This is a genomic window from Marinobacterium sp. xm-m-312 (genome assembly GCF_013283295.1).
GTDB lineage: Bacteria > Pseudomonadota > Gammaproteobacteria > Pseudomonadales > Balneatricaceae > Marinobacterium_E.
In genome coordinates, this window is sequence record NZ_WBYS01000008.1 from 30744 (window position 1) to 43293 (window position 12550).

Genomic DNA, 12550 nt, shown 5'->3' on the forward strand with positions numbered 1-12550 from the left:
GCTTCCACACTAAAATGTAATTAAATTACATATAAGAACGCCTTTAGGTGCAGAGGAGTGGGAAGTGGTACATCCTAAGTTAGCTGAAGTTACTGAACGTATAGTTGAAAGGAGCCGTGCTTCACGTGCTGACTACGTCGCTCGTATGGAGGCCGCAAAAAGCTCTAAAGTAACTCGCTCTACACTCGCTTGTGGCAACCTTGCTCATGGCTTTGCCGCCTGTGGTGAGCAAGATAAAAACACCCTAAAGATGATGGAGAGTGCCAACGTCGGCATTATCTCTGCCTACAACGACATGGTTTCGGCGCATCAGCCTTTCCAACACTTTCCTGAACTGATTAAACAAGCGGTCAATGGCATGGGTGGCGTTGCGCAGGTGGCAGGTGCTGTACCTGCAATGTGTGATGGCGTGACTCAGGGTCAAGATGGCATGGAGTTGAGTCTATTCAGTCGCGATACCATCGCCATGGCTACGGCGGTTGGTCTATCACACAACATGTTTGATGCTGCTCTTTGCTTAGGGGTGTGTGACAAGATTGTACCGGGGCTGTTGATTGGTGCGCTTAGCTTTGGCCATCTTCCTGTTATTTTTGTACCGGCAGGCCCAATGCCAAGTGGTTTGCCTAACAAAGAGAAAGCGCGTATTCGTCAGGAGTATGCAGAGGGTAAGGTGGGTCGAGATGCACTATTACAGTGTGAATCAGACTCTTACCACAGTGCAGGCACCTGTACATTCTATGGTACAGCGAACTCAAACCAGCTATTGATGGAGGCGATGGGTCTTCATCTGCCAGGTTCATCATTCATCAACCCTTACACACCGCTCCGTGACGAACTGACGAAAGCAGCAGCGGAGCAGGTCTGTCGTATTACCTCTTTGGGTTCTGATTATCGTCCGCTCTATCAGGTGATTGATGAGAAGGCGATTGTAAACGGTATTGTGGCGTTACTGGCTACCGGTGGATCTACCAACCACACCATGCACATCATTGCGATGGCTCGTGCAGCCGGTGTCATTGTGAACTGGGACGATATGTCTGATCTATCTGATGTAGTGCCTCTATTAACCCGTATCTATCCCAACGGCTCTGCTGATATCAACCACTTCCAAGCGGCCGGTGGCATGTCTCTTCTATTCCGTGAGCTGCTTAGTGCAGGTCTGTTGCACGAGGATGTTCTGACAGTGACGGGTAATGGCCTAAAAGACTACACCCAAGAGCCTTTCCTAGAAGAGGGTAAATTGGTTTGGCGATCAGGCCCTGAAGCCTCTTTGGATGCAGAGGTTATCTCAACTGCAAAAGCGCCGTTCTCCAATAACGGTGGGGTTAAAGTGATGCGCGGTAACCTTGGTCGCTCAGTGATTAAGGTTTCGGCAGTACCGACAGAGAATTACGTCGTGGAAGCGCCTGCTGTGGTGCTTCACGAGCAGGATGATCTTAAAGCCCTCTATGAAGCGGGTGAGCTCAATAAAGATTGTGTAGTGGTTGTTCGCTTCCAGGGGCCTGCGGCTATCGGTATGCCTGAACTGCACAAGCTGACGCCCTTCTTAGGATCTCTGCAAGACAAGGGGTACAAGGTTGCTCTGGTGACAGATGGCCGCATGTCAGGTGCATCTGGCAAGATTCCAGCGGCGATTCACCTAACACCAGAAGCTCTGCACGGTGGTGCTATTGCTAAGATCCAAGACGGTGACCTGATTCGTCTTGATGCGCATACCGGTGAGCTGACGCTGCTGGTTGATGAGGCTGAGTTGGCGGCACGTGAATGCGCGACTCAGGATCTATCGGCCCACCAGTTCGGTATGGGGCGTGAGATGTTTGCAGGCATGCGTTCTCTAGTATCAGGTGCGGAAGAGGGTGCCTCTATCTTCTTCGGAACTAAACAGTAAAAGGATTTCGAATAATGAGCATTAACGTTGATGCGTTGTTAACGACCTCTCCGGTCATGCCCGTTCTTGTCATTGAACGCGTGGAAGATGCTGTGCCCTTGGCAGAAGCATTAAAAGCGGGTGGTTTAAAGGTTCTTGAAGTGACCTTGCGCACCGATTCAGCGATTGAAGTGATCAAAGAGATTGCTGACAAAGTCGACGATGTCATTGTCGGTGCGGGCACGGTGACTAAACCGGAAGAGTTTCAACAGGTTCAAGAGGCTGGCGGCATGTTTGCCATTAGCCCTGGTGCAACTGATGCTCTGTTTAAGGCGGGCTTGGAATCTGATATGCCCTACCTACCAGCAATCAGCTCGGTTGCCGAGATGATGCGTGGTATGGAATTCGGTTTTGAGGCGTTCAAGTTCTTCCCAGCGGAAGCTGCGGGCGGACCTAAGATGCTTAAAGCGATTTCGGGTCCATTCCCACAGGTTCGTTTCTGCCCAACGGGTGGCATTAATGAAAACAACTTTACCGATTACTTGAGCCTGCCCAGCGTTAGCGTGGTTGGCGGTTCATGGGTAGTACCAACCGATCTGATCGATGCAAAAGATTGGGATGGTATTACCAAGCTAGCTTCAGACGCAGTGGCTAAGGCCTCTGCACTGTAGACCTCCTGTTTCCTAAAGGTCGTGGAAACTGAGTGCATCTGCACTCCCTTCGCCGCCCCATCCCGGGCGGCTTTTTTATGTCCAGGACGGACGGTATCCTGCGGTTCCAAGGATGGAAAGAAGCAGGGTATGTCCAGGACGGACGGTATCCTGCGGTTCCACGGATGGAAAGGAGCAGGCGTTGGAGCCTTATCGTAGATGAGGCGATTTTTCGAAAATCATCGCGGCCTTTGCAAGACCGCTCCAACATTTCGCATTGAGCTGTTGGAGCCTTATCGAAGATGAGGCGATTTTCCTCGCGGCCTTTTCAAGACCGCTCCAACATTTCGCATTGAGTTGTTGGAGCCTTATCGAAGATGAGGCGATTTTCCTCGCGGCCTTTGCAAGACCGCTCCGACATTTCGCATTGAGCTGTTGGAGCCTTATCGAAGATGAGGCGATTTTCCTCGCGGCCTTTTCAAGACCGCTCCAACATTTCGCATTGAGTTGTTGGAGCCTTATCGAAGATGAGTCGATTTTCCTCGCGGCCTTTGCAAGACCGCTCCAACATTTCGCATTGAGTTGTTGGAGCCTTATCGAAGATGAGTCGATTTTCCTCGCGGCCTTTGCAAGACCGCTCCAACATTTCGCATTGAGTTGTTGGAGCCTTATCGCAGATGAGGCGATTTTCCTCGCGGCCTTTGCAAGACCGCTCCAACATTTCGCATTGAGCTGTTGGAGTCTTATCGTAGATGAGGCGATCTAAGGTGACAGGCCTTCAGCCTGTCATCCGAGGGTCAACTTTATAGTCTATCTGGAAAACGCGGAAAGAGTGGATGTCAGGCTAAAGCCAGACACCAGTACTTTATCGAAGATGAGGCGATTTTTCGAAGAGCATCGCGGCCTTTGTAAGACCGCTCCAACATTTCGTAATAGTAGGAGCTAGCCTGAAAGGCGAAGCGATTATATTTTCTTTTTCGCTTCGCACTTTGGGCTAGCTCCTACGGGATATTCAGCTCCTACGCTGCGTAAATCCCTTGCCTTAGGGTAAAACTTTCACCCGGCTCGATGCGGACCTTATCTTCCATCGCATTGGCCGCTTCAATACACAAGAAGCCACGGTAGTTTTCGGCGCCTATATCCGCCATATTCTTGGCCGTCTCTTTTCCTGGGTTCCAAACCACTGTGGTACCGCTGTTCTGTTTGTAGATTCGCGTTTCTTGGTTCTTGTCATTCAAGATCAGGCAATTTGAATCGTCAAAATAGACTCTATCCGTTGGCTCTTTTAGATCGACTGAATCTCTATCTTCCGTTGCACGTGCGAAATCTTTTAGCTTATCGGCATACTCCAGACCCCTCAGACCAGCGATACGGGCATTGTCTAGATCAGAGATAGGGAGGTAGGTATGCAGTGCCTGTGTGATCTCTATGGGTTGATTGCCAAGATTGGTAGTAATTAGTTCAACGCTGAGTTTGTCTGTCAGAGTGACCTTTATCGCTAGGCTGCAGTCGTATGGGAATAGGGGATTCGCAACGCTGTTCTCAAGTCCGAGCGTGACAGAGGCAAACTCCTCATGATCTTGTGCATCAACCAGAGTCCAGATTGATGTGCGCGCAAAGCCGTGGGCTGGTTTGCTCTCATCGCTTGGGTGTGCACCAAACCAAGGCCAACAGACTGGAATGCCACCGCGTATCGACTTGCCCGCCTCTAAGTTGGCTTTAGGGCTCATCCAGAGTCGCTCCTCGCCATTAGATTGATAGCTTAGTATGTGCCCTCCTGAAAGGGAGATGATGGCAAGGTCACTTTTGAAAGTCAGTTGAACAGCGTCTAGCTGCTCTTTGAAACGGGTGATATCGATGCTCATATTGGATTACGTATAAAAATTACAAAAAAGTTAACAGTCTGTTAAGTGTATCAGTTTCAACGAAAATAGTAGGTTTTACTGCTCTAATCACCAAATTGAAGGGGCTATAGTGCATTTAAATATAAAATTAGCTCATCACTTTTGTAGATCATTTGCTACAAAATGTACTAAAATTACATAAATTTTTTACATTTACTCTTTCCACCTCCAAAGGAGTGTAGCTCATGAACGATGCAATGCATCAAGCCTGTGATTTTGTTCTGTTCGGTGCCAAGGGTGACCTGGCAATGCGTAAGCTATTTCCTGCGCTATTCCAGCTCGACAAAGCGAAGCTACTGAACCCTGAGTCTAAGATCATCGGCGTTGCACGTGCGGATTGGGACCAGGCTGCCTTTGTTGAAGCGGTGGAAGCGACACTGGTTCGATTTTTAGCGCCTGGTGAGATGAGCTCTGAAGAGTGGCAACGTTTCTCAGCGCGTCTTGATTACGTTCAGGTCGATATGACCTCCGCCGATGATTTCAAGAAGATCAAAGCTAAACTTGATGACAGTCGAATCATGGTTAACTACCTTGCAACACCGCCTGCTGTGTTTGGTGACATCTGTAAAAACCTCAGCAGTGCAGAGTTAATCAATGAGACGACGCGTATCGTATTGGAAAAGCCGATTGGTCACGATTTGGCGAGCTCTAAGGTGATCAACGATACGGTTGCTCAATACTTTAATGAGAACCGTATCTACCGCATTGACCACTACCTAGGTAAAGATACGGTTCAAAACCTTATTGCCCTGCGCTTTGCCAACAACCTGTTTGGTTCACAGTGGAACAACTCGGCAATCGATCACGTTCAGATTACGGTTTCTGAAACCGTTGGTCTTGAAGGGCGTTGGAGTTACTACGACAAAGTGGGGCAGATGCGTGATATGGTTCAAAACCACCTGTTGCAACTTCTCTGCATGGTCGCAATGAACCCGCCGAGCAAACTGGATGCAGACTCGATTCGCGATGAGAAAGTCAGAATTCTGAAAGCCCTTCACCCAATTAATTCTTCCAATGTCAATAAACGTGCCGTTCGTGGTCAGTACACAGCCGGGTCTATCGGTGGTCAAGCGGTGGTTGGCTATGGTGAAGAGGAGGGCAGTGCTGCGACTAAGTCCAACACTGAAACCTTTGTCTCTCTACGAGTCAATGTCGATAACTGGCGTTGGGCCGGCGTACCCTTCTACCTGCGTACCGGTAAACGTATGCCGCAAAAGATGACCGAGATCGTGGTGGTTTATAAAAATAACCCACACTTTATTTTTGATCCTAAGCAGCGTGACATCGTCAACAATCGTCTGGTTATTCGTCTTCAGCCAGATGAGGGGATTCGTCTTCACGTGGTCACTAAACAGCTGGGCATGCACCAAGGCATGGATCTACAAAACCGTGCGCTCAACCTGGACTTCAGCGAAAGTGATCCTAACCAACGAACTCCGGATGCTTACGAGCGTCTGCTTCTAGAATCGATGGTCGGTGATCAGTCACTGTTCGTTCGTCGTGATGAGATTGAAGCCTCTTGGACTTGGTGTGACGAGTTGATTCAGGCATGGAAAGATGTCGGTGACGAAGTGAAACCTTACAACGCCGGTACCTGGGGACCTATTGGTTCAATCGCTCTGATCGAGCGTGATGGTCGTTCTTGGCACGAGTGAGGTTTAATGATGTCCAATATGTTTCAATTTGATACACGAGAGTCACTTGAATGTCGTTTAACGGAAGAGATAGTCGCGCTATTAAAAGCCGGAATTGAAGAGCGTGGCCGTGCGACACTGGTCGTATCGGGTGGTCGGACACCGGCGGCACTATTCCAATCGCTCTCTGTCCAAGAGCTAGATTGGTCTAAGGTTTGGATTACTCTGGCTGATGAGCGTTGGGTTCCCGATACCCATGAAGACAGCAATGCTCTATCTGTAAAAACACACTTGCTACAGAATCGAGCGGCGGCTGCGCATTTTATTCCTCACTTTAATGACGCTGAGTATCCCTGTTCTGGTCAAACCAAGCTAGAAGAGGTTCTGAGTGAACTTCCAAAAGAGTTTGATGCCGTGATTTTAGGCATGGGCGAGGATGGTCATACCGCATCATTCTTTCCCAATGCACCAGAGCTAACGGCAGCGTTAAACCCTTATGGTTTTAAAGCCTGTATGGGTGTGACTCCGCCCGTCGCTCCCCATTTGCGTATGACATTGACCTTGCAAAGGTTGTTGCACGCTAAACGTATCTTTATTCACCTTTGTGGCGATTCAAAACTGCCGGTACTTGAGCAAGCGATGGGTGAGGGCGACACCGAAGAGATGCCTGTGCGCGCTGTTCTACGCCAAAGCAAAACCCCTGTCGATATCTACTGGGCTCCCTAACCCGACAGCATGTTGGAGCGGTCTTGAAAGGCCGCGATGCTCTTTAAAATCGCCTCATCTGCGATAAGGCTCCAACATGGTTAGCTGCTTGCTGTTGGAGCGGTCTTGAAAAGGCCGCGATGCACTTCAAACCAATCGCCTCATCTAAGATAAGGCTCCAACAACTACAAAAACTCGCGTCCGTGTGGCGCCATCAGATCAAACTCTGGACCGTAGGAGATGATGCCATGCGGATTTATAGTCGGGTGGCTGCGGTAGTAGTGGTGTCTGATATGATCAAGGTCACAGGTCTCTGCTACTCCGAGCTGCTGGTAGATGTCACGCATATAGTTCGATAGTGCCGGGTACTCTGCGATTCGTTTACGGTCACACTTAAAGTGTTGAACATATACTGGGTCAAAGCGAATCAAAGTCGTGAAGAGTCTGATATCAGCCTCGGTTAACTGATGACCCACTAAGTAACGACGAGTGGTTAGCCTCTCTTCCAGTCTGTCCAGATGCTTAAAGAGATTCACCACCGCTTCATCGTAAGCTTCTTGAGTCGTTGCAAAGCCTGCTTTATAGACACCATTGTTAACGGGTTCGTAGATGAACTCATTCCACTGATCAATCTCCGCTTGGAGCGATTCAGGGTAGAGATCCAGATCATTTGCGCCAATCTCGTTAAAACCTGAGTTGAGCATACGAATAATTTCTGAGGACTCATTGCTAACAATGGTCTGATTCTGTTTATCCCAAAGTACTGGAACTGTTACCCGACCGGTGTACTCTGGATCGCACTGGGTATAGATCTGGTGCATAAACTGCTTCTGATTGACACGATCACTGGTTGCAGCTGGAAAGTCTGAATCAAAAGTCCAGCCTTGCTCAAGCATCAAGGGGTGCACCACATCAAATGAGATCTGGTCTTGTAGACCCTTGAGTGCTCTGACGATTAGAGTTCGGTGTGCCCAGGGGCAGGCTAATGAGACATAGAGGTGGTATCGACCCGGTTCAGCTTTAAAACCTGCATCACCCGTTGGGCCTTCGGCACCATCAGGGGTAACCCAGTTTCGATATTGCGCCTCTGTTCGAATAAATTTTCCATTGGATGATTTAGTGTCATACCACTGATCATACCACTGACCGTCGATTAGAAGTCCCATTGAGTGATTGCCTGTTTAATCATTAATCTTATTAAGCACTACGACAAAGAGCTCCAACCTGTTTAATGGACCGCAAAGAAACTCTTAATTATAAGAAAGATAGATTGATATAAAATGCTCTTCTAGGCAACTAATGGTTGATCCGGCTCTCTAGGCTTATTAAGCTGTCTTTTTTGTTTGGATCTAAGGAGTTACGTGATGAGACGCCCCCTAATTATGGGTAACTGGAAAATGAATGGATCGTTGATGACCAACGAATCTCTATTGACTGGTTTGGCCGATCAGGTCGCTTCTCTAAAAGGTGTTGATATCGCGGTCTGTCCATCCTTCATTTATATTCCTCAAGCACTGGAGTTAACCGCCGACACCGCCATAAAAGTGGGTGCGCAAAACCTAAGTGATCAAGAGAAAGGCGCTTTCACCGGTGAAGTGAGTGGTGAAATGATCCGTGATCTTGGCTGTGCTTATGTACTGACGGGGCACTCTGAGCGTCGCTCTCTCTATGGTGAAACCAGTCAATTGGTGGCAGAAAAAACGCTTAAAGCACTAGAGCTCGGCCTTGTACCGGTTCTCTGTATCGGTGAAACACTGGAAGAGCGTCAATCGGGTCAAATGAATGCTGTATTAGAAGAGCAGGTCAATGCGGTTGTCGATCTATGTGGTGCAGACACTTTTGCACAAATTGTGATTGCCTATGAGCCAGTCTGGGCGATTGGTACCGGCGAAACTGCGACACCACAACAAGCTCAGGATGCTCATGCCTTTGTTCGCAGTTTGATAGCCAAACACAACACTGATATCGCTGATCGCGTGACCATTCTTTACGGTGGTAGCATGAACGACAAAAATGCTGCAGAGCTACTTGCTATGGCTGACGTTGACGGTGGATTGGTCGGTGGTGCATCCCTTAAAGCTGACAGCTTCGCGACGATCTGTCGAGCCGCTGCAAACTGATCACATAAACCCTTATCAGGGTCTGGCCTTCAGCCTGACCCTCACTCCATGGGAAATCGCCTCATCTACGATAAGGCCCCAACCACTCAATCCAATGGGTTCCTAAATGATTAAACCACTCCTCGCTATTTTAACCTTAGCAATAACATCTCTGGTTCAAGCTGATGAGTTACAGGTCATAGAGGTGGCTCCAAATACCTATTCTATTGTGGGGCCGCTGACCGATCGATCTCCCGAAAATTTCGGAAACAATGCCACCTTTGGTTTTGTAGTCTCTGACCAGGGGGTTCTGTTGATTGACTCAGGTGGTAGCTGGAGAGGGGCTGAGAAAATCGAAGCTACGATCAAAACAGTCACCGATCAACCGGTCATTAAAGTGATTAATACCGGTGGCCAAGATCACCGCTGGTTTGGCAACGACTATTTTGCGCAACAGGGCGCTGAATTGATCAGTAGCACTGCGACCCAAACCGATCAGAGGGCTCGTGAAGCTCAGCAGGTCATGCGAATTACTAACTTGATTGGTGACGCCTATCAAGGCACAAAACCTGTCTACGCCAATACGCTTTTAGACTCAGAGAGTACCCTCACACTGGGTGATCGATCGGTTCAGTTTATTCCGGTCGGTCATACTCATACTCCGGGTGAAAACTTTGTCTGGTTACCTGAAGTATCCGCTCTCTATACAGGCGATACGGTGTTTGTTGATCGGATGCTTGGTGTGGCCTCCCAATCACAACATCTAACCTGGATAGAGGCGTTTGAGGTGATTGAGTTGTTAAATCCTAAGGTGATTGTTCCGGGCCATGGAGCACCAACAACCTTGGAAAAAGCTAAGGCTGATACCCTTGATTACCTCAGGTTTCTGCGTGAACAAGTGGGTGAGTTGATTGAAGAGGGTGGTGATATGCAGAGTGTGTCATCCATTGACCAGAGTGCATTCAGTTATTTGAACGTCTACGAAGAGATCCACGGGCGCAATGCACAGCGTGTCTTTGAAGAGATGGAGTGGGAGTGACGCTTTAAAACTCCCATTTCAAATTCAGTAGTGTGGTTAAATCGCCCTGTTCGGTGTTCACCCCTTGAGTATTCGATAGTGCTTGAGCGACAGATAAGTCGAATTGAAGTGACTCATGGACTCTATAGCTGGAGGCGACGCCCCAATCATAAGCAGATATTCGGTTATGGGACTCCAATGGGCTACCATTGATGTCGGTATTGTTGCTGCGTCTCTCCAGTTTTGCCCAGTCGATAAAACCACCAAATCGCCATTGATCGTTCAGCCGTTTAATAATATCTACACGAACCAGCGCGCCTTGATCGACAATCAACTCGTCAGCACTGAAACCCCGAAGTCCCTGAGACCCGCCTGCAATTAATCGTTGACTGTCATCTAAGTTGTTAGGGCTCATTTGGCCTTGTAAATGGGTCAATACTTGCCAGTTATCGGCTAACCGTTTTCGATAGGTTAAGAATCCACTGAATGTTTTGAATGCACCCGCAGTATTAGCATTTGCTAGGTCATGACCGCGGTTGGGTGAGCCCTCAAGGTCAGTGTTACCCAAGGTGGTTTGAAGTCGATACGTGAGCCTATCTTTGTGTAAGGCGCGGTTTCCATCGAGCGTCAGTCTCAATGTGTTTACTTCGTAATCGCTGTCTGTCAGTGAAGAGTTGTTGATTATTGAGCTCTCCTCAAGCAAGCGTTGTTCTGCGATGCCTGATAGGAATAGATTGCTGCCAAGGGTTCTAATCAGTGGGTGACGAACGCCTAAAGAGTAGGAGATTGATTGATGTCGTTTGCTGTCTGTATCGTGCGAAAGCCCTCCTGCTTGCAGGTCTAACGTCGTTCCTCGAAGCCCAATGGGCCCTCTATAAGCCATACTAAGAAATTGAGACTGGGTACTATTAATGGCGTTCAGGTAGCCAGCACCACCCCGTTGAAATGGGCTAGATAGCATCGATGTTAAAACGGCTTGCTCTTCACCCGTTCCATTCAGACCCTGGTTGTTTAGATCAATGGATCCAGAGAATCTGTCACTGTTCTCTATCCAGAGTTCTAGCTCCTGATCCCCGTCATCGTTTGCTTGCAGTCCGCCTGATACGCTGATGCCATGCATATCTATGGTCAGTAACTGCTGACGCTCTCGTTCAGAGAGTATCAGCGGTGCCCCTTCAGACCCTGGAAGAGAGGCGACTGCTTCGACACGCTCAAGTGAGACATTAAAATGATCTTCAAAACCATGATCTAGTATTGCCCCGACAAAATTTGACTCGTGTATCTCAAAAACAATCGTTCCGTTTTTAGCATCCTGTGGAGGGATGCGCGCCATAGCCGCAATGTCATGTTGACGATAGGTGTCGGTGATCAGATCCGTCAGCTCAAGCAGTTGCTTAGGGGTGAACGCTCTCTCCTCAAAGGGCGAGAATGCTTGATGCAGATACTTGATATCGATGCTGCTTACGCCGGTAAACTCAAACCCTTTGACGTACAAGCTGGGATCACCTGAGGTAGCATCTGGCAACTTAAAACGACGACGATCTACCTCACCGACAGAGGGTAGGTAGATGGTTGGAAATTGACTCTGAAATTGATTCAACATGACACCGGTGGTGACATCGGCGAATAATGCTTGCGAAGATAAAGAGCAACTTAGTCCCAGTGTGATAAGAGGTATCAGTGAGTGATAACGCGGTTGTCTAATCTGAAATGGAAACATCAAATAGCCTCTCCGCATTTTCGTAAGCAATTTTTTTAGCCACCTCTGAAGGCAGTGTACTTAACCAATCTCGTGTATCCAGAGTGTAAAGCGGCATCTTCTGCCACTGATCCAGGTTGAATGTATCAGCTCCTAAGGTGAATCGATTAGGGTTAGCCAGTAGAGCCTTTTCCCACTCAGGGTTGAAGCCTCCCCAGGTAACAATCTCTGGTCTAAAGGATAGATCAGCCCAGAGGTTTGGGTATTGATCAAATAGTCCAGCCAGATCACTAGGGGCTTCAAACCCAGCGTGTGCCCAGAGTACCTTAGCCTCGGGCCACTGCAGAAAGATCTGTTGCATCGCCTGACGATCGCCATGCAGGTGCAACACTAAGTTGTACTCTTTGGCTAAAGCCACTAACCGTTTTGACACGGGTGTCTGCATCTCATCGCCAAACGCATGAAACTCACCAATGGCGAAGTAATGGTTCTGTTTGAGCTGTGTCTCTAAATATTCAGTGACCGACTCATCATGCATCCAGGTTCTTAATTCACCACTTTTTCGAAAGGGGCGAAGTGCTGGCAGCACAAGATCAGGCGCCAAGCTCTTTAATCGTTGAGTGTTGTCATCACCGCTGCTGGAGACAAGGGCCTTCTGGATATCGTACTGACGAAGAAGAGAGACGACTCTCCGATCATCAAATTCATCCTGTGTTTTATCGTTGTGGTGAACGTGCGTATCGAAAATAGGAATGTTAGAAGCCCAGCTAGTTAGGCTTAAAGTCATCAGTAAGGGTGCAAAGAGAGATTTCATTTCAGCATTTACGTCGATAGTTGTTAGCCAGATTGTTCTATTAAAAAATCAATCCGCATGTGAAAACTTGGCATCGAATTTGCTTATAAACAACAAAAACCTGGCTTTGCAAATTTTTGATCTATGGTTAAGTCAGACAATAAAAATACTTTCGAGCAGT

10 protein-coding genes are annotated in these 12550 nt (G+C 48.2%); 6 read left to right on the top strand and 4 right to left on the bottom strand.

Features of this window, described 5'->3' with window-relative positions; translation table 11 throughout:
• The first annotated feature begins 64 nt into the window (after positions 1–64).
• Positions 65–1888 (top strand): phosphogluconate dehydratase, encoded by a 1824-nt coding sequence (gene edd / locus XMM312_RS10295; RefSeq protein ID WP_173481072.1) that lies wholly within the window; start codon positions 65–67, stop codon positions 1886–1888.
• Between the two features lie 14 nt (positions 1889–1902).
• Positions 1903–2538, top strand: a complete 636-nt coding sequence (eda, locus tag XMM312_RS10300) for a bifunctional 4-hydroxy-2-oxoglutarate aldolase/2-dehydro-3-deoxy-phosphogluconate aldolase (protein ID WP_173489198.1) — start codon at positions 1903–1905, stop codon at positions 2536–2538.
• 998 nt (positions 2539–3536) lie between these two features.
• On the opposite strand, the gene XMM312_RS10305 is transcribed toward eda, so the two are convergent.
• Complete coding sequence (locus tag XMM312_RS10305; protein WP_173489199.1) at positions 3537–4382, bottom strand: D-hexose-6-phosphate mutarotase; 846 nt, start codon at positions 4380–4382, stop codon at positions 3537–3539.
• A 224-nt stretch (positions 4383–4606) separates the two neighbouring features.
• Between XMM312_RS10305 and zwf the strand changes: the two genes are divergently transcribed.
• On the top strand, positions 4607–6076 hold the full coding sequence (zwf, locus tag XMM312_RS10310; RefSeq protein WP_173489200.1) for a glucose-6-phosphate dehydrogenase: 1470 nt from the start codon (positions 4607–4609) through the stop codon (positions 6074–6076).
• An 18-nt stretch (positions 6077–6094) separates the two neighbouring features.
• Positions 6095–6781, top strand: coding sequence for a 6-phosphogluconolactonase (gene pgl, locus XMM312_RS10315; protein ID WP_217362056.1), 687 nt, complete (start codon positions 6095–6097; stop codon positions 6779–6781).
• Positions 6782–6945: 164 nt separating this feature from the next.
• On the opposite strand, the gene XMM312_RS10320 is transcribed toward pgl, so the two are convergent.
• Positions 6946–7926 (bottom strand): glutathione S-transferase family protein, encoded by a 981-nt coding sequence (locus tag XMM312_RS10320; protein WP_173481067.1) that lies wholly within the window; start codon positions 7924–7926, stop codon positions 6946–6948.
• Between the two features lie 198 nt (positions 7927–8124).
• Here XMM312_RS10320 and tpiA point away from each other — a divergent pair, with 198 nt between their 5' ends.
• Positions 8125–8880, top strand: coding sequence for a triose-phosphate isomerase (gene tpiA / locus XMM312_RS10325; protein ID WP_173481066.1), 756 nt, complete (start codon positions 8125–8127; stop codon positions 8878–8880).
• A 106-nt stretch (positions 8881–8986) separates the two neighbouring features.
• A complete protein-coding gene (locus XMM312_RS10330) occupies positions 8987–9898 on the top strand; it encodes an MBL fold metallo-hydrolase (protein ID WP_173484031.1) in 912 nt (303 codons plus the stop codon).
• Positions 9899–9902: 4 nt separating this feature from the next.
• Here XMM312_RS10330 and XMM312_RS10335 read toward each other — a convergent pair whose 3' ends face one another.
• The gene (locus XMM312_RS10335) at positions 9903–11597 is read right to left on the bottom strand and encodes a ShlB/FhaC/HecB family hemolysin secretion/activation protein (RefSeq protein ID WP_173489201.1); all 1695 of its coding nucleotides are present in this window, start codon (positions 11595–11597) and stop codon (positions 9903–9905) included.
• Positions 11578–12363: an amidohydrolase family protein gene (locus tag XMM312_RS10340; RefSeq protein ID WP_173484029.1), complete on the bottom strand. Its 786-nt coding sequence runs from the start codon at positions 12361–12363 to the stop codon at positions 11578–11580. Before XMM312_RS10340 ends, XMM312_RS10335 begins: the two co-directional genes overlap by 20 nt.
• Positions 12364–12550: the final 187 nt, after the last annotated feature.